The sequence below is a fragment of the Blautia sp. An249 genome (genome assembly GCF_002159835.1).
Taxonomy (GTDB): Bacteria; Bacillota; Clostridia; order Lachnospirales; family Lachnospiraceae; genus Blautia_A; species Blautia_A avistercoris.
The window spans coordinates 34,044-52,131 of the sequence record NZ_NFJL01000025.1 but is presented as its reverse complement, the minus strand read 5'-3'; the positions used below and the strand labels follow the sequence as shown (position 1 = coordinate 52,131).

Here is an 18,088-nt window from a genome sequence, read left to right as displayed (position 1 = left end):
TTCTTTGAATATTCCGTTGGCGGGAACCGCCCAGACCGGCGGTTGGTTCCAACCAGTCCGGTCTGATGTTCCTATGGTTCCGGGACGGAACCGTTAACTGTTTTCTTTGATGCCATATATCTCACGCATGGACTTATCATGCTCCTTATCAATATACTGAATCTCTATCAGATAGGAATCATGAACAATACGATCCAGGATGGCATCTGCTATCTGTCCTTCTGGAAACTTGTTATACCACCCCATTGGAGCAAACTGCGAGCAGAAGATCGTTGATGCTTTATGATGCCGGGCATGGATGATCTCCAGTAAGTCCCTTGCTTCTGTTTCGGTCAGTTTAACCAACAGCCACTCGTCCAGAATGAGCAGCGTATATTTTTGATATTGTTTGATTGTCTCTTTGAACTTTCCCTCACCTCTGGCAACAGCCAATTCTGAGAGTAGTTCTGGAAGACGAATATATTTTGTTGAAAAGTAGTGTTTGCAGGCTTCCATGCCAAGTGCACAACTCAGATAGGATTTTCCCGAGCCGGTCGCACCAGTTATGATGATATTATGTTTATCCTGGATATACTCACACGTTGACAAGCGCTCAATAAAGCTTTTGTTTAACTTCCTGCCAGATGTATAGTTAATGTCATGGATGTTTGCCTGTGGCTGATCAAAGGCTGCCCTTTTGATGAGACGTTTTCTTTTGTTGTCTTTGCGGGCATTGTATTCAATATCTACCAATAATCCAAAGCGGTCTTCAAAGGAGAGTTCCTGCATGGAATGATCCGATAACTGCGTGCGATATGCATCTGCCAGTACAGAAAGCCTCATCTCAATCAGTTTATTGATGGTTGTTTCATTTGTCATTGATTCTTACCTCCGTAGTATTCTGCGCCCCTGGTATAACCATAAGCATTATTCTCTGATTGCGGTGTTGCAGGTACGTCTGTACTTGTACTGATTTTATCCTGACCTGTAACAAGGATGTTCTTCACACTCTTGTAACTGGGATGTGGTGTATAGGAAAGTGCTTTATTGCAAGCTGCTTCCAAACGTTCCACAGAGTATTTATCAGCTAGTTTCAGAAGGCCCATGCAGGCTTTATATCCCTGCTGTTCCACTTTGTAGGAGGAAAGGATCGATCTTACTGTAATACTAGTACTGGTGCCGATTTTTTCGGCCCATGAAATAAATCTGTTCCCATCCCATTTCAGATATTTCTGATGGTCTTCCGGCATATGGATCTCCATTGTACTGTACTGACCGGGACGTCCGTAAAGACGCTTGTGGGAACAGATCCTCTGATTGTGATAGAAAACTTCCACAACAGAGCGGGTCAAACGCACATCGACCTTTTGCCGGATATACTCGTAAGGAACCGAGTATTGCATCTTGTCCACGGATATATGATAATTGAACTGTACAGTGGCTTGTTTCCACTGGGATAATTCATAAGGGGCAGGCGGCAGTGGCGTGAGAAATGGCTTTTCATCCGAAAGGAAAACACTGTATCGGCTGCCTTCTTTCTTTTGGAAAGGTGCTTGATTAAAGTTTTTCAGTCGACGATGGATTTCGCGGTTTAATTCTGCCAGTGAGAAAAATTTCTCATTTCGGATTGCTGCGGTTATCCATGTCGAGATGACACCGACAGTCCCTTCTGCGGAAGGTTTATCCTTTGGAGCCCTGACACGTGCCGGAATAACGGCAGTGTCATAATGTTCAGCCATTTCATGGTAAGTTTTATTAATCTTTGGGGTGTACCAGTCACTATGATCAACACCGGTACGAAGATTATCCGGAATCAGCATGCGTGTACTTCCACCAAAGTATTCATACATATGGACATGTGCTGTGATCCAACTCTCCATGTCCATAGAAAAGAATGCTTCTGCATATGCATACAGACTGTAATTCAGAACGCCGATGAATAAATAGCAGGGAATGATCTCACCGGTTGCCGGATCGATCACCTTTGCTGTATCACCAGCCCAATCCACTTCGATCTGCTCTCCGGGTTTTCGAGGGATATGCATGGCAGCACGTTTCTTCTCTCGATGTTTCTGGTAATGAAAGCAGAATTGCGAGTACATCAGGGGTAATTCATTTGCCTGTCTGCATTCTTCACAGTATTCATTCCAGAGTAGTTTGAGAGTAACTCCATTGCGCATCATCTCCTTATCGATATACTTGTAATCAGGATACCTGCGCTCCACAGATGGAACATATTTATCCGGGAAAAGAAGTTTTTCCAGATCTGCATCTGTGGTATCGGCCTTTAACGGCCATGCGATGTCCAGCTGCTTTGCTCGGTTCAATACATTACGAACCGTCTTTCTGGCGCATCCACAACTACTGGCAATGCCAGTTTGATTAATCCCCAGGCTTGCAAGCCGAAGGATTTCACGATATTTGGTCATAGCAGATGACCTCCTTATAAAAGATTTACATCGAGAAATCGATGCATAATCTCATTATAAGGTGTTGGAACGCTACCGGAATGATTGAAACTTCATCCCGGAACGGTTGGAACCAAGGTCCGGTCTCAGTGAGAAATCACGTCCGGAATATTCATTCTTACAGTGATAGCGGTAGATGCTCCTTTGTGTGTATTTGGAAAGCTGTAAAAATTTACGTTGAATTTTACAGCTTTTTGTATATAATAGAAGTAACAGGAATAATATCAAGAAAGGAGTTGAAAGAATATGGCTAATATTTTACCAGTATCTGATTTGAGAAATTATAATGAAGTTTTAAAAAATTGTCACAAAGGAGAACCGGTGTATTTGACCAAAAATGGCAGAGGACGGTTTGTTGTTATGGATATTGAAGATTACGAGCGTGACCGTGCAGAAAAAAAACTCTTGATAAAGCTACAGGAAGCTGAAGAAGCAGTGAAAGATGGCGAAGGTTGGCTAAAGATGGATGAATTGAAAGCACTTGTGGGGGAATAAAATGTTAAAACTGCGGATCAATTCGATTGTTGCAAAGGATCTAAAGAATATCCGAGATTACATTGCTGAAGATAATGAGGGATATGCTGCAAAGACCATAAAGGAAATTTATGGTAAATTTGAAAATCTTCAGATGTTTCCGGGAATGGGGGCAGATCTTTCTAAGAGAGTCAGCTTTCGGACAGACTATAAATATGCGATATGGGAAGAGTATGTGATCATCTACAAGGTAAACAACGAGTATTTAGAGATTTACCGTGTGGTTAACCGATATCAAGATATTACAAGAATTTTTGAGTGATAACACAAACATGATAACACTAGCAGGAACAGCAAAAGGTATGAGCGGCGTAAAAACGTTCATTATCTTTGCGGTGGTTGCGCTTTGCTTTTCCGTTATGTCTTGGAGTGAATGGGCGGATTAATTTATGGCGAATCCTCTGTTCGTCAACTGTGTAATTCTTTTATCCTACTTTTTTTATACTTATCAATGAATAAATAGAGAAGTACCACCATCTTTTTCTTGAAAATACAGAGCATACCGTCGAAGCGGCGGAAAAGATGCTGAAAACAGGGAAACTTACCATAGAGGAGATAGCGGATTGCCTTACCGGTCTTTCGGTAGAGGATGTTGAGAGGATAAAAGAGAAACTGGAACAGAAAGTATAAAGTGAATTACTAAATGAAAGAAGTCTGAAGAGCTGTTGTAGAAGCGGAAAACATCCGTTAAAGCAACAGCTCTGTTTAGACTTTAAATATAATGAAGAAACATATACGGTCAGAAAATAAGGCAGTATACAGGGAGTTGGTCATTTTTTCATCGGAAATCATATACCTCAAGGAACTAATACTCTTTAGGCAGGGCGATACATATTTTTGGCCTCAGAACAGATACTATCCCTAAAAACGAGAGGTGATAGTATGGCAGTTGCACATAGAGGCAGTATCTCGATGGGGCTTGTGCTGATTCCGGTGGGATTATACAAGACCACGGTGGATAATGATATACATTTTAACCAGCTTTGCAGGGAAAGCAAGCAGCGGATTCAGTACAAAAAATACTGCAGGCATTGCGACAAAGAGGTAACAAGTGACGATATTATCAAGGGTTACGAGTACGAGAAGGGCAAATATGTGGTCATGACCAATGAGGAACTGGAGAAGATTAAAACGAAAAAGGACAAGACCATCCACATCCTCCAGTTCGCTAAGATGTCAGAAGTCAATATGATCTATTACGAAAAAGACTATTATGCAGTGGCGGAAGCAGGGGCTGAAAAAGCATATGAGCTGCTCCGCCAGTCGCTGCTTTCCCAGAAGAAAGTGGCAATCGCCAAAACAGTGATGGGAACCAATGAGAAACTGTTGGTGCTGTATCCTACAAAGGACGGGATTATTGTTAAGACGCTGTTTTATCAGGATGAAATTATGGAGATGCCCAAAGCAGTTCCTAAAATGAAACTGGATGAGACTGAACTGAAGATGGCGAAGCTGCTGATTGAAAATATGACGAAGCCTTTTGATGCAGCCGCATTTCATGATGAATATCAGGAACGGCTCCGGGCAGCGATCACCAAAAAGATACAGGGACAGGAAATTGTAGCGGTTGACTCCGGGGAGCCGTCGAATGTCATCGATCTTATGGAAGCATTGCAAAAGAGCCTCGAACTTGCGGGCGCAGGGAAAGAGCCACGGAAAGGAACGGCCTGATGGATCTGTTTTATGGAAGGGGCGCAAGTCCCATGCTGATTGCATCGCAGGAGAAGGCATTTGATGATCCGGACTGGATTTATGAGTTGAAGTTGGATGGGATCCGCGCGCTGGCATATCTTGACCGTGGCATGGCAGATTTCCGAAACAAGAGGAATCTAAAAATCAACAATCGGTTCCCGGAATTGGAGCAGATTCATAAACAAGTAGCCGGGAAATGTATCCTGGATGGGGAGATTGTGATACTGAAGAACGGTGTTCCGGATTTTTATGCACTGCAGAAGCGGACGCTTTTAACGGATAAGTTCCGGATAGAATTGGAGTCCTCCAGGTTTCCGGCAGCTTTTGTCGCATTTGACTGTTTATATAGGGAAGAAAAGGAACTGATCTGGGAGCCTTTGACTGCCCGGAAACAGATTTTGCAGGAGCTTGTAAGGGAGACGGGGCGAATAGCGGTTTCCAGATACAGTGAAGGAAGGGGAACTGCCCTTTATCATGCGGCGGAACAACAGGAGCTTGAGGGGATTGTGGCGAAGCGCAAAGCTAGTATCTATCGTATGGGGAAACGGAGCCGTGACTGGATCAAGTGCAAACGGATGGCGGATGAAGAGTTTATCGTTGCCGGATACATTCAGAAAGGAAAGCATACCTTTAGTCTGGTGCTTGCCAAATACAGGCAGGGAACGCTGGTGTATAAGGGTCATGTAACATCCGGCGTAACACGGGATGCGGTGAAAGAACTGGATGTCACGGGAGAAAATCCCTTTCATCTGCTTCCGGCCGGGAATGAACAGGCGGTGTGGGTATATCCGGACCATGTGTGCGTGGTGGAGTATATGCCCAATACCATACAGGTGCTCAGGCAGCCCGTATTTAAAGGATACCGGCTGGATGTGACACCACAAGAGGTTGTTATATGAGATAAAATCAACTTTGGACGGTTGAAGGGAACCCCTTTTGTTAGACAAAACAGAAATCTAACGAAAGGGGTTTTTCATGCCAAAACTAAAATATTCAGAAGAGCTAAGCTAAAAGCTCCAAATAATCCATTATCTTATAGCGGGGCATTCCATGAATGAAGGCGAACGAAAAATTCATGTTGGGAAACAAACCATACAGCGCTTTATACTTTCTGTTCCAGTTTCTCTTTTATTCTCTCAACATCCTCTGCCGAAAGCCCGGTAAGGCAATCCGCTATTTCCTCTATGGTAAGTTTCCCTGTTTTCAACATCTTTTTGGCGGCTTCTTCGGCCTCCTTTTTCGCTTCGATTTTGGCTTCTATTCTGGCTTCTTCTTTCACCTCTTCCACCTCTTTCGCAGCTTTCTTGGCGGCAGCTTTGGCTGCTGCTTTCGCAGCTTTTCGCGCGGCCCTTTCCGCCGCCTCTTTCACTCGGTTTTCGATATGAATCTGAAGGATCCGTTCTTCATCAAATAATGTTGACATAATATCCACAACCTCCTTTTCCCGGCTTTCCAGATATTCTTTCAGTACATTTTGCTCCTTACAGATCCGGATGGTTTCTGTAATGGTTTTCTTCGTTCTTTTGTACTTCACTAACTGTTCATTATATACCTTTGTGAAAAAGATATACTGTTGAATAATGTCCAGTTCTGTTTTATCGTTCGTAGTTGTATCTTCCCACGCCGGGTCTCCGTAAAGAACTTTGATCGTTACTTCCAGGGCACATTCCTCACCCCGGAAAAATTCTTCCGTGAGCGAAATCCTCTCCGGCCGGTTTCCTCTTCTTCCCGTATAGATCACATATAACTCAGGCTTTGGTACTTTCACTTTCTTACTTCGGTACAAATCGGCTTTTTCTCTGTTGAAGTAATCCTGATAGGTCTGGGCTAAATAGAGGAGCGCTCGAAGAATAATATTCACCGTCCATGTGGTCTGTGCCTCTACCAGGATCAGCAGCCGGTCTCCGGCCAGAAATCCCAGATCGTTGTAGATGCCGTCGGTCAGCACGTTCTTCATGGTAATGTTCCTCAGAGAGTCTTCCGTAGCCTTTTTATCTTCCGGGTGCAGCGTCCTGTAAAGTTCCAGCAAATATCTCTTCTCCTGGAAAAGAGAGGTAAATACGCTGTCCTTAATGGTATGTTTGGGAATTGGGATCTTTTTCTCTTTTGGTGTTTCCTCCTGGTTTCTCTTCTGTACGCTTTGGGAAAGATCTTTCATTTTGTTACCTCGTAAATGACTAAAGATGTTCCTCGCGTTACAGTTTCTGCACTTCCATTATAGTAGAAAAAGGATTTTCCTTCAATGCTTTTCCCCTATGTACAAACTGCCTAAGTATTTTGCTGATTTAAATATAAAAGTTATTGATATTTCTGTCAGAAATTATTTATTTTTTATCTGATTTGGGCTGTGATATACTTTATCCAGATAAAGAGTTAAGAGGAAAACCTCATAAGAATTGACCGTACACAAATTCATTAGGAAAGGGGAAGATAGCAGAATGTACAGCATTGATCTGAACAGCGACATGGGGGAAAGCTTTGGAGCTTACAAACTTGGCGGAGATGAGGACATTATTCAGTATGTAACCACAGCCAATGTAGCCTGCGGATGGCATGCAGGAGATCCGATGGTTATGGACAAAGTGGTTCGGATGGCCAAAGAAAGAGGCGTAATGGTGGGAGCGCACCCGGGGTATCCGGATTTGCTGGGATTCGGACGCAGGAAGATGGTTTTGTCCCATGATGAGGTGAAAAATTATGTCAGATACCAGATTGGAGCTTTGGCCGCATTTACCCAGAGCTATGGAATGAAACTTCAGCATGTGGCTCCTCACGGAGCGATGGGCAATGCCTGCCAGTATGATGAAGATATTTCAACTGCTATCTGCGAGGCTATTTGCGAATACGATAAGGATCTGATTGTGTATTACTGTGCCGGAGCAGTTCTGGGAGAGATCGCAGAAAGTAAAGGACTCCGGACTGCATCAGAAATTTTTGCAGACCGGGCTTATATGGATGACCTTTCTCTGGTTCCGAGAAAGATGGAAGGCTCTATGATTACAGACGAGGAAATTGCAATTGAACGCTGCGTCAGAATGATCAAAGAGGGCAAAGTTACTTCCATTAACGGAAAAGAACTGGATATTAAAGGCGATACCCTTTGTGTACATGGAGACGGCCCCAAAGCCCTGGCTTTTGTAAAGAAGATTCGTGAGAGATTTACAGAAGAAGGAATTGAGATCAGACATTTATAAAAAAGAGCATCATAGTACATAGAATTAATTGCCGGATAAATCAACGGAGATTTAAAACAGCAAAGGAGCTGCGCGTTGATCTGTCCGGTATTTTTTAAGGCTGAAATAGCGAAGCGGAAGCTTTGCATTCAGATAATCAATTATAATACACTCTCTCAAATAATAATAAAGAGAAGGAAAGGAAGGAAAAAAATGAGCAAAGAGACAACGAAAAAGAAATCATCAGTTGTAAGAAACATGATGATCGCCCTGGTAAGCGGTCTGGTCATCGGTATTGCATTTCTTCTTCTGAGGGAACAACTGGTTGCATCCGGCAATGAGGAAGTCTGGAATGTGATTAATAAGCTGTTGTTCCAGGACATTACGGCCGCAGACGGAGTCAGCGCATTAGGTCTGTTCTACATTATCGGCCAAATTTTTATGAGGGGTCTGCAGCTTGCTATTGTACCGCTGGTACTGGTATCCTTAAGCCTTGCGATGTGCAGTATTTCCAGCTCTTCTAAACTGGGAAGAATTGCAGGAAGAACGCTGATCGGCTTCTTCTTATTCTATGTAGTAGGAGCTTTCTTCGGAGGTTTGGTTGCCTATGGAGTAAAATCTCTTGGATTCTTTAATGTAACCCTGCCAAGCGAAGCGGTAACTGACGCAGCGACTCTGGACGCATTTAACCCGTTGGCTACGGTTGTAGAAGCCGTACCGTCCAATATCGCATCTGCATTCAGCAGCAATAACAGCATTCTGGCAGTCGTTGTAGTTGCGATTATTATCGGACTTTGCATGAATGCACTGGGAGAGAAGACAGAGCCTCTGAAAAAAGTACTGGAGAGCGTAAATGAAGTTATTCAGTTCTATCTGACCTTTTTAATTAACAAAGTAGGTCCTGTGGCTATCTTCTGTCTGATTTCCAGAACCTTTGCGATTTACGGAACAGAATATCTGGCTCCGGCAGCAGCATATATCGTATCTGCTATGATTACACTGTTTATCCTGGTTGTAACCATTTATCCTATCGGTATCTGGCTGACCACAAGACTGAACCCTATTCAGTTTATTAAGAAGATTGCCAAGGTAGGTGTCTTCGGATTTTCCACAAACTCTTCCGCAGCATGTCTTCCTCTGAATACAAGAACCTGTATTAATGAACTGGGATGCAGCGAGGAAATTACAAGCTTTGTACTTCCTACTGGTATGACCATTAATATGAACGGAACAACGGTTATGCATATGTTTGCTGCAACCTTTATTGCAACAAGCGCCGGCATTGATGTTACTCCTGCAAACCTGGCTGTAGTAGCCTTCCTCTCCATCTGTGCGGCAATGGGATGCCCGGCAATCCCGATTGCAGGTACCACTTTGATTGTTACCATTCTCTCAGGAATGGGATGGACTTCCGATGCCTGCATGATCGCATATGCCCTGGTTGTAGCTATTAACCGTCCGGTAGAGATGGCTCTGCTGCCTCTGAATGTTATTGGCGATGCAACTGTAAACGTAATCGTAAATGCCAAGGAAAAAGAACTGGACAAAGAGATGTATAACCGTTAAATATAAAAAGTATGAATATTATACATACAAATTCTGAAATTGACTTTCGGTTAAGCCGATGATACGATTTTCTCAGAATAAATATCATTTCAGGAGACAACGGCAGACAAAACTGCAGGTTGTTATCCGGGATTTCAGGAGGAAAACGGATGGAGTATAAAACAGCGAAAAGAATGGAGAGCCTTCCATTTTCAGGTATTCGTGCGGTAATGGAAAAAGCGACTAAGATGCAGCAGGCAGGCGAAAAGGTGATTCATCTGGAAATCGGACGTCCTGATTTCGACACACCTCAGAAGATTAAGGATGCTGCCTATGAGAGCCTGAAAGCAGGCCATGTATTTTATACCTCAAATTATGGTACACCGGCTCTCAGAAAAGAGATTGCCCAGTGGGAAAATGAGCACCACGGCACAGAGTATGAAGCAGAGGAAGTGCTTGTTACAGTAGGTGTAGGAGAGGCTACGTATGCTTCTATGGCTGCGTTTCTTCAGGAAGGGGACGAGGTTCTTGTTCCCAATCCGGTATGGCTGAACTATATTCATGTTCCGTCTTCCCTGGGAGCAACGCCTGTGACCTACAGTCTGAAAGAAGCCAATGACTATCAGATTGATTTTGCAGAGCTGGAGTCCAAACTGACAGAGAGGACAAAGATGATTGTGGTTGTAAATCCCAGCAATCCCACCGGCGGCGTATTTTCAAAGGAAACTCTGGAGAAGCTGAGTGAAATCGCTGTGAAACACGATCTGCTTGTGGTTGCAGATGAAATCTATTCCCAGTTAGTATATGACGGAACGAAACACGTAAGTGTGGCTTCCCTGCCGGGAATGAAAGAGAGAACCATCACTCTGGGCGGTTTCTCAAAAGCCTATTCCATGACGGGCTGGAGACTGGGTTACATGTGCGCGCCGAAAGAAGTGATTCAGGCCTGCGTCAGAGTACACCAGTATACCATTACCTGTGCTTCTTCCTTTGTGCAGGATGCGGCAGTTACAGCTCTGAAAGACTGTGCGGATGATGTGGAAGCAATGAGACAGGAATATCAGAGACGGAAAGATTACATGGTGAAAGCCTTAAATGAGATTGACGGAATCAGCTGCAACAATCCACAGGGAGCCTTCTATATCTTTGTGAATGTAAAGAGCCTGGGCATGAGTTCCATGGAAGTGGCAGAATATCTTCTGGAACATGCGAAAATTGCCCTGGTGCCCGGATCCGCCTTCGGAAGTGAAGGAGAGGGTTATCTGAGAATCTCTTATGCATGCAGTTACGAAGAGCTGCAGGAAGCAGCGGCCAGAATGAAAACGGCAATTGCAGAATTAAAGAAATAAAAAAATAGAAGAATAAATGAAAACAGACAGACGTATCCCGCTCGAATCAATGCATTTTGCATTGAACTACCTGTGGCATACGTCTGTTTTTATATCATAGGAAAGTATTCCATATTGTTCTATATTCCAACATTTCTAACTTTACCGAAATTACGTTTTATTATATACTTAATTTACTATTAGACAGGAGGTTTTCATATGACAGCCCTGCATCCCAAAAGTACAGATAGTCTCATGCGCTACTTGAGAGACCAAAAAGGAATTGCTATTTCCGGCTCGGCTCAAAAGCGTAAATTAATGAATATAGGATATTATCATGGATATAAAGGGTATCGGTACATAAATACTCCTTCCAAAAAAGTGGCATATACGAAGTTTGAAGAAGTAGTTTCGGTGTATGACTTCGATTCTCAGTTAAAATCCTTGTTTTATCCAAGTGTGATGTTGATTGAAACAGCTGTAAAAAATTACGTTCTTGACATTTTGGTGTCTTCTACCAATTCGGAAAATTTTATAGATATTTACAATCAGTTATTGGATAATTATAAAATGTTTTCTACTAAAGGGAAAATATATAAAAATACATTTGAACGGCAGAAAGCCGAAGATAAATTTAAACGCGAATTAAAACGGAGATTGGAATTACGCAATCGAATTTATAAAGTTCAAACAGATGCCTATGGTAGTGGGAATAAAATTGCAGATCATTATTTTCGCAACGATAGGAATCTTCCTATTTGGGCTATTTTTGAACTCATAAGTTTAGGGGAATTTGGTCATTTTGTTTCCTGTCTGAATCAAAATTGCAGAATGGATATTTCGAAAAAGTTGGGAATTCGTCCTTCCGATGATACAAATGCCTTAATGCCGCAGCGACTCATTTATGCTACGAAAGATCTCAGGAATGCGATTGCGCATAATGATGTTATTTTTGATACACGTTTCCGAACCGGAAAAATTGATAAGCAAGTAGGAAACGCTATTTCTAATGCGACTGGTGTTAAAGGGCTTACATTTGGAACAATTACGGATTACCTGGTGCTTATAATTTATCAATTAAAATTACTGCACGTATCAAAAACAGAAATGAAACGGAGTATATTGGGATATGAAGATATTGTTGATAAATTAAGAATATCTATTCCAACAAGTATTTTTAATCAAATTATTCATACAGATAGTAATATAAAAATTAGTAACTTAAAAAAATTTGTTTCCAAGTGAAAAATCTTGCATTTTTAATCGGGTTTTTGTATACTATAAATGTGAATTGCGGTGCGTTTCTACGGAGCGTACTTGGGAGAATCGGATGCGTCTGGTTCTCCTTTTAAATTTTTTAAGAGTATGAAATAGAAAAACCGGATGCCTGAATGAATCCATCTCAGGGCATCCGGTTCCTTTTTTCTGATAGTTACTTTCCTTCATTTCCCAGAACCTGGCCCGGGGATAGCTGCAGGGGCAGGTCTTTTAAGTATTCTTCCAGACTGTTTTCAAACATTTCCACTGCCGTGCGGTTAGTGATTTTAGGGTACCGGTGGGTAATCTTATAGCAGATTCTGTCCGGCGGCGGATTTTTCAGCTCGCTTACATACAGAGGCCGGTAAGAAGCCAGCTCCAGAATCACAGAAATGGGCGCAATCATCCAGTTTCCGGGCTTTTTCCAGAGACGGTTTGATAAAAGGATGGTATCCGTTGAAACGTGAGGACGGGAGACGACGGAGAGCCAGCGGTCATGCCAGATCTGAAAATTATCATCCCAGCTTAAAAAGATTTCCAGTGCGGGATCCAGCTCATCCGTATGTACTTTTCCGGAGGGAATCGCCGGAGGATCCGTCTGAATGAGATAAAGTTTCTCCTGGAAAATTTTCTCGGTAATAATATTTTTGTAATGAAGCTTGTGGTAGACAAAGCCAATGTCGATGTTGTGTTCCGCAAGCAGATTATACAGTTCCGAAGAGTGGTGGGACTGGATACTTAAGTCAAGGCGGGGTGATTCCAGAAGTTTCTCATAAAGCGGTGCAAATACGGCAATATTCAGGCTGTCTGTGCAGCCGATGGTCAGAAGATAGGTTTCCTGATTGCGGCCCAGCTCCATGGTTTCTTTCCAGAGGGAGAGCCAGCGTTCGGCAATGATAATGAAATCTCTTCCCTTGGGTGTAAGTTCAATCTGTTTATGGCCTTTATTTCGAATCACAAGAGGAAAGCCCAGTTCGTTTTCCAGTGCGGTCAGTCTGTGGCTTACGGTTGGCTGGGCTAAAAAAAGCAGCTCGGCAGTCCGGGTAATGCTTTTGGTGTTTACAATGGTCAGAAAAGTTTCGATTTCGGACAGGTTCATAGGGGCCTCCTTTCATGCAGATAATATAAAATATATCTATATTATACAGAGAAATTATTCGTTTTTCAATTATTTACTTCTATGCTATGATAAAAACAGAAAAAAGAAAAGAGGTTTTGGATATGGCAGTAGGATGCAGAATTAGAAGAAATTTTGAAAGACCGGCAAAAGAGTTAGTAGAAGCCTTCCGCGGGATTCCGGTGGCCAATATAGACGACAACTGTGGAAGGATCGCGGCAGTGGATGCAAGTATTTATCCGCTGAATCCCAAAGCACGTCTGCTGGGAACTGCTTTTACAGTAAACGCTCCGGCAGGGGATAATTTATTATTCCACAAAGCCCTGGATATGGCTCAGCCGGGTGATGTAATTGTTCTTGCCAATAAAGGCAGCATTAGCAGATCCCTGTGTGGGGAAATTATGAGCAGTTATGCGAAGGCAAGAGGACTGGCAGGAATCATTATTGACGGATGTGTCCGCGACAGCTACACATTAAGCCAGATGGATTTCCCGGTTTACGCAAAGGGCGTAACACCCAACGGACCGTACAAAAACGGCCCCGGAGAGATGAATTTCCCGGTATCTTTCGCAGGAATTATCATTAACCCGGGAGACATCATTGTGGGCGACTCTGACGGACTGATTGCCGTAAGACCGGAATTTGCAAAGGAGCTGGCAGAGAAAGCAAAAGCTTACCATGAAGGAGAAGAAAAACAGATGGAAGGAATCCTCAGCCGGGGAGAATGGCCCCGTTCCTGGGTAGATTCCAAACTGGAAGAAGTAGGATTTGAATTTGTTGATTAAGTAAATAAAAGAACAAGCAGGAAGATTGTTTGCAGGTGAATGGAGGAATCTGTATGGAAACAAAGGCCTATAATCCTTATGAAAATATGATTGCCGTGCTGGAACAGGCAGCAGACAAGCTGGGACTGAAACAGGATGAGTATGAAACGTTAAAGTATCCGGAAAGAGAACTTACGGTATCGATACCGGTTCGGATGGACGATGGAACTTTAAAAGTATTTGAGGGATACCGGGTGCAGCATAACAGCGCCAGAGGCCCCTATAAGGGAGGAATCCGTTACCACCAGAACGCGAACCCGGATGAGGTGAAAGCTCTGGCAGCATGGATGTCATTCAAATGTGCGGTTGCCAATATCCCCTATGGCGGAGCAAAAGGCGGAATCAAAGTGGATCCGCGGAAACTTTCCAAAGATGAGTTAATCCGTCTGACCAGAAGATATACAACCAGAATTCTTCCCCTTATCGGACCGGATCAGGATATACCGGCGCCGGATGTGAATACAAATGGCGAAGTAATGGGATGGATCATGGATACCTACAGTATGTTTAAAGGACACAGCGTTCCCGGAGTAGTTACGGGAAAACCCATTGAGATCGGCGGCTCCATCGGAAGGGCGGAAGCAACCGGCCGGGGTGTTACGATTATTGCAGAAAAATGTCTGGAAGATGAAGGACTGGATCCGAAAGAACAGACCTACGCCATCCAGGGAATTGGAAATGTAGGCGGAACAGCGGCGGCTATTCTGTATGAAGAAGGAAAAAAGGTAATTGCTGTCAGCGACTGGTCAGGCGCGGTGATGAAGAAAGACGGTTTAAATATTCCGGAAATCAGAGAATTCCTTTCTGACAGAAAGAACTGCCTGAAAGATTATAACGGAGAGGGAGCAGAACATATCACCAACGAGGAACTGCTGACCTGCGACTGCACCGTACTGATTCCCGCTGCCCTGGAAAATCAGATTACAGAAGAGAATGCCGGAGACATAAAGGCGAAAATTGTTGTAGAAGCGGCAAACGGCCCGACAACCGTAGAGGCGGACAAGATTCTGGAAGAAAGAGGTATCCTGGTTGTTCCGGACATTCTTGCGAATGCCGGAGGCGTGGTTGTATCTTACTTCGAGTGGGTGCAGAATATCCAGAGCATGGCGTGGGAACTGGATGAAGTAAACCAGATGCTGAAAAAAGTTATGCTGAAAGCTTATAATGACGTAAGAACAATGAGCAAAGAGAAGGACAGCACCATGCGGATGGGCGCCTATATGGTAGCCATAAACCGAATCACCACAGCAGGAAAACTCAGAGGCGGTCCGATTTCCATGGCATAAACCAGACAGGGAAAAGCCCCGCAGGCTGCCATACAAAAAGGAAAACGTAAAATCAGCACATAGAGCAGGAAGGTCTGTTATCGGGTAAGGACAGGCCTTCTTGTGTTAAAAGAAAGGGAGGGAATATTGTGGATGTAAAATTTCTAATAGCAGGAGACAGAGCTGTATCTGTGGAATTCGGAAAAGAAATCTGCCTGGAAATCAATGCGAAGGTCCGTATGTTGGAAGATAAACTAAAGGAAGAGCCCATTGAAGGAGTGGTGGAATGCGTTCCGACGTACTGTTCCCTGATTGTACATTACCGGCCGGAAATCCTGCTTTACGACCAATTGGTTCAGGAGCTTAAGAAACGGCTGGAAAATCTGCGCGGGCCCAGGGAACAGAAAAAGATTATCAAAGAGGTTCCTGTTCTGTACGGCGGAGAGACAGGTCCGGATCTGGAATACTGTGCCCAACTGGAACAGACCAGTGTGGAGGAAATCATCCGCAAACATTCTCAGCATGAATACTATGTCTATATGCTTGGTTTTGCTCCCGGTCACCCTTATATGGCCAGATTTGAAGAACCTTTTGGATTTAAGAGAAGAGAGTCCCCCCGTGTAAGCATTCCGGAGCGTTCCGTTGTTGTTCAGCAGAATCTGTCAGATTTGATCCCGTTTAAACAGCCATGCGGATGGAATATTATCGGCAGTACGCCTCTGGACATCTGCAACTATGAAAAAGAAGACCCCTTCCTTCTGAATGCAGGAGAATGGGTAAGGTATGTGCCGATTACGAAAGCAGAGTATACACAGATTCGCAGAGAAGTAGAAAACGGAACCTACCAGGTGAAAACGTACACACGGTAGGAACCGGCAAAAGAACGGAGGGCATGATATGGGAATAAGTGTTGAAAATGGAGGAATCCTGACAACCGTTCAGGATGAAGGAAGATTTGGCTATCAGGCTTACGGAGTGTCTACTTCCGGAGCAATGGACAGTCATGCGTTTCATATTGCCAATCTTCTGGTGGGAAACAAAATGACAGAAGGCGCGCTGGAAATGACATTTATGGGGCCGACACTTACCTTTACCTGTGATAATATAATAGCAGTGACAGGCGGCGATTTAATGCCTATGTTAGACGGACAGCCCATGCCGATGTATCAGGCGGTTCTCGTCCGGAAAGGACAGAAGCTGCAGTTTGGCGGAGCCAGAAACGGCTGCCGCGGATATATAGCCTTTGCCGGAGGACTGGAAATTCCGGAAGTTATGGGAAGCAAATCCACCCTGCTGAGAAATAACCTGGGCGGAGTAAAAGGACGGAAACTGGAAAAGGGCGATACCATTGCCTTTACGGCTCCGAAAACAGAGCTGTCCAATATGGAAAACAGAAAAGTTCCTGCAGACATATATCCTGCAGACGAGGTGGTGCTGCGTGTGGTTCTCGGACCCCAGGACGATGAATTTACGGAGAGGGGAATCCGCAGTTTCTTCTGGAACAGTGGGGTCATCACCGATGAATTTGATCGGATGGGATGCCGGATTGAACGGGAACCCATTGAACACAAAGGGGATGGAAATATTAACACAGACGGAATTTCTCTGGGAAGTATTCAGGTTCCTGCAAACGGAAAACCGATCATCATGCTGGCGGATCGTCAGAGTACAGGCGGGTATGCGAAAATCGGAACCGTGATCTCTGTGGATCTGCCGAAGATTGCCCAGAGCAGGCCGGGACAGAAGGTGCGGTTCATACAGGTCAGCCTGGAACTGGCTCAGAGCCTGTATATCAGGGAACGCAATAAGATGCTGGAACTGGATGAGAAACTAAACGGGCAGGAAGCCCTTTAGATAGAAACGGAAAAGAAAATAAAAACAGAAAGGTGAGAGAATATGAAGATTGTAGTTTTAGACGGATACACAGAAAATCCGGGAGATTTAAGCTGGGATGCACTGAAAGAGCTGGGAGAACTGACCGTATATGACAGAACTTCCTATACAGAATCTCCTCTGATTGCAGAACGTATCGGAGATGCAGAGGTTGCTGTAATTAATAAAACTCCCATTTCAAAAGAGACCATTGACAAATGTGAGAATCTGAAACTGATAGCAGTACTTGCCACAGGATATAACGTTGTGGACTATACCTATGCCAAAGAGAAAGGAATCCCGGTGGTTAATGTTCCTACTTACGGAACCCAGATTGTAGGTCAGTATGCCCTTGGCCTGCTTCTGGAAATCTGTTCCCACTACGGACATCACGACCAGACAGTCAAAGAGGGAAAATGGGAAAATAATGATGACTGGTGTTACTGGGACTATCCTATGATTGAGCTGTACGGAAAGACAGCGGGAATTATCGGACTGGGAAGAATCGGACAGGCCACAGCGAAACTGTTAAATGCGCTGGATATGAAAGTAATTGCCTACGACGCTTATGAAAGCGAGTCCGGAAGAAAACTGGCTGAGTATGTGAGCCTGGACGATCTGTTTGCACGCTCTGATGTGATTTTCCTTCACTGCCCGCTCTTCCCGGAAACAGAAGGAATTATCAATAAAGAAAATATCGCGAAGATGAAAGACGGCGTGATCCTGATTAACAACAGCCGCGGACAGCTTGTAGTGGAACAGGATCTGGCAGATGCTTTAAACAGCGGCAAGGTATATGCAGCAGGACTTGATGTGGTTTCCACAGAGCCCATTAAAGGCGACAATCCTCTGCTGAAAGCCAAAAACTGCTTTATTACCCCTCATATCTCCTGGGCGGCACAGGCTTCCCGCCAGAGAATTATGGACATTACAGTAGAAAATATCCGTTCCTTTATGGACGGAAAAACAGTTAACTGTGTAAACGGCTGATTCCTTTAAGATAATAAAAGCGGGCGGTACCGGAAAATTCCCGG

General features: G+C 43.9%; 17 protein-coding genes and 1 pseudogene. 13 read left to right on the top strand and 5 right to left on the bottom strand.

The window, feature by feature from the left end; genetic code table 11:
- Positions 1–93: 93 nt before the first annotated feature.
- Both istB and istA read right to left on the bottom strand, forming a co-directional pair.
- Positions 94–858 carry an IS21-like element helper ATPase IstB gene (gene istB, locus B5F53_RS17320; RefSeq protein ID WP_087226171.1) on the bottom strand — a complete coding sequence of 255 codons (765 nt, stop codon included), beginning with the start codon at positions 856–858 and terminating at the stop codon, positions 94–96.
- On the bottom strand, positions 855–2,408 hold the full coding sequence (gene istA / locus B5F53_RS17315; RefSeq protein WP_087226168.1) for an IS21 family transposase: 1,554 nt from the start codon (positions 2,406–2,408) through the stop codon (positions 855–857). The genes istB and istA overlap by 4 nt, the downstream gene beginning before the upstream one ends.
- 285 nt (positions 2,409–2,693) lie before the next feature.
- On the opposite strand from istA, the gene B5F53_RS17310 reads away from it, so the two are divergent.
- Both B5F53_RS17310 and B5F53_RS17305 read left to right on the top strand, forming a co-directional pair.
- The gene (locus tag B5F53_RS17310; protein ID WP_087226165.1) at positions 2,694–2,942 is read left to right on the top strand and encodes a type II toxin-antitoxin system prevent-host-death family antitoxin; all 249 of its coding nucleotides are present in this window, start codon (positions 2,694–2,696) and stop codon (positions 2,940–2,942) included.
- 1 nt (position 2,943) lies between these two features.
- Positions 2,944–3,243, top strand: coding sequence for a type II toxin-antitoxin system RelE/ParE family toxin (locus B5F53_RS17305; RefSeq protein ID WP_087226162.1), 300 nt, complete (start codon positions 2,944–2,946; stop codon positions 3,241–3,243).
- A 49-nt stretch (positions 3,244–3,292) separates the two neighbouring features.
- On the opposite strand, the pseudogene B5F53_RS19705 reads toward B5F53_RS17305, so the two are convergent.
- Positions 3,293–3,388, bottom strand: a pseudogene (locus B5F53_RS19705) (IS481 family transposase); the annotation flags it as partial.
- A 475-nt stretch (positions 3,389–3,863) separates the two neighbouring features.
- Between B5F53_RS19705 and ku the strand changes: the two are divergent.
- Together ku and B5F53_RS17295 are read left to right on the top strand one after the other, a co-directional pair.
- Positions 3,864–4,652, top strand: a complete 789-nt coding sequence (gene ku, locus B5F53_RS17300; RefSeq protein WP_087226159.1) for a non-homologous end joining protein Ku — start codon at positions 3,864–3,866, stop codon at positions 4,650–4,652.
- Complete coding sequence (locus B5F53_RS17295) at positions 4,652–5,572, top strand: ATP-dependent DNA ligase (RefSeq protein WP_087226156.1); 921 nt, start codon at positions 4,652–4,654, stop codon at positions 5,570–5,572. Before ku ends, B5F53_RS17295 begins: the two co-directional genes overlap by 1 nt.
- Before the next feature lie 203 nt (positions 5,573–5,775).
- Here the strand turns inward: B5F53_RS17295 and B5F53_RS17290 are convergent, their stop codons facing one another.
- On the bottom strand, positions 5,776–6,831 hold the full coding sequence (locus B5F53_RS17290; RefSeq protein WP_087226153.1) for a hypothetical protein: 1,056 nt from the start codon (positions 6,829–6,831) through the stop codon (positions 5,776–5,778).
- 280 nt (positions 6,832–7,111) lie between these two features.
- Between B5F53_RS17290 and B5F53_RS17285 the strand changes: the two genes are divergently transcribed.
- From B5F53_RS17285 to B5F53_RS17270, 4 genes are all read left to right on the top strand, one after another.
- Positions 7,112–7,867, top strand: coding sequence for a LamB/YcsF family protein (locus B5F53_RS17285; RefSeq protein ID WP_087226151.1), 756 nt, complete (start codon positions 7,112–7,114; stop codon positions 7,865–7,867).
- A gap of 192 nt (positions 7,868–8,059) precedes the next feature.
- Positions 8,060–9,412, top strand: coding sequence for a dicarboxylate/amino acid:cation symporter (locus tag B5F53_RS17280; RefSeq protein ID WP_087226148.1), 1,353 nt, complete (start codon positions 8,060–8,062; stop codon positions 9,410–9,412).
- A 149-nt stretch (positions 9,413–9,561) separates the two neighbouring features.
- Positions 9,562–10,740, top strand: coding sequence for a pyridoxal phosphate-dependent aminotransferase (locus tag B5F53_RS17275; protein ID WP_087226145.1), 1,179 nt, complete (start codon positions 9,562–9,564; stop codon positions 10,738–10,740).
- Positions 10,741–10,938: 198 nt separating this feature from the next.
- Positions 10,939–11,964, top strand: coding sequence for an Abi family protein (locus tag B5F53_RS17270; RefSeq protein ID WP_087226143.1), 1,026 nt, complete (start codon positions 10,939–10,941; stop codon positions 11,962–11,964).
- Positions 11,965–12,151: 187 nt separating this feature from the next.
- Here the strand turns inward: B5F53_RS17270 and B5F53_RS17265 are convergent, their stop codons facing one another.
- Positions 12,152–13,075 (bottom strand): LysR family transcriptional regulator, encoded by a 924-nt coding sequence (locus B5F53_RS17265; protein ID WP_087226140.1) that lies wholly within the window; start codon positions 13,073–13,075, stop codon positions 12,152–12,154.
- A 122-nt stretch (positions 13,076–13,197) separates the two neighbouring features.
- Here B5F53_RS17265 and B5F53_RS17260 point away from each other — a divergent pair, with 122 nt between their 5' ends.
- The 5 genes from B5F53_RS17260 (at position 13,198) to B5F53_RS17240 (ending at position 18,044) form a co-directional block, all read left to right on the top strand.
- The gene (locus B5F53_RS17260) at positions 13,198–13,878 is read left to right on the top strand and encodes an RraA family protein (protein ID WP_087226176.1); all 681 of its coding nucleotides are present in this window, start codon (positions 13,198–13,200) and stop codon (positions 13,876–13,878) included.
- 53 nt (positions 13,879–13,931) lie between these two features.
- Positions 13,932–15,203, top strand: a complete 1,272-nt coding sequence (locus tag B5F53_RS17255; protein ID WP_087226174.1) for a Glu/Leu/Phe/Val family dehydrogenase — start codon at positions 13,932–13,934, stop codon at positions 15,201–15,203.
- Positions 15,204–15,331: 128 nt separating this feature from the next.
- Entirely contained in the window at positions 15,332–16,051 is a 720-nt protein-coding gene (gene pxpB / locus B5F53_RS17250; RefSeq protein WP_087226137.1) for a 5-oxoprolinase subunit PxpB, read from the top strand.
- A 28-nt stretch (positions 16,052–16,079) separates the two neighbouring features.
- Positions 16,080–17,036 (top strand): biotin-dependent carboxyltransferase family protein, encoded by a 957-nt coding sequence (locus B5F53_RS17245; RefSeq protein WP_087226134.1) that lies wholly within the window; start codon positions 16,080–16,082, stop codon positions 17,034–17,036.
- 42 nt (positions 17,037–17,078) lie between these two features.
- A complete protein-coding gene (locus B5F53_RS17240) occupies positions 17,079–18,044 on the top strand; it encodes a D-2-hydroxyacid dehydrogenase (RefSeq protein WP_087226131.1) in 966 nt (321 codons plus the stop codon).
- Positions 18,045–18,088 lie beyond the last annotated feature (44 nt).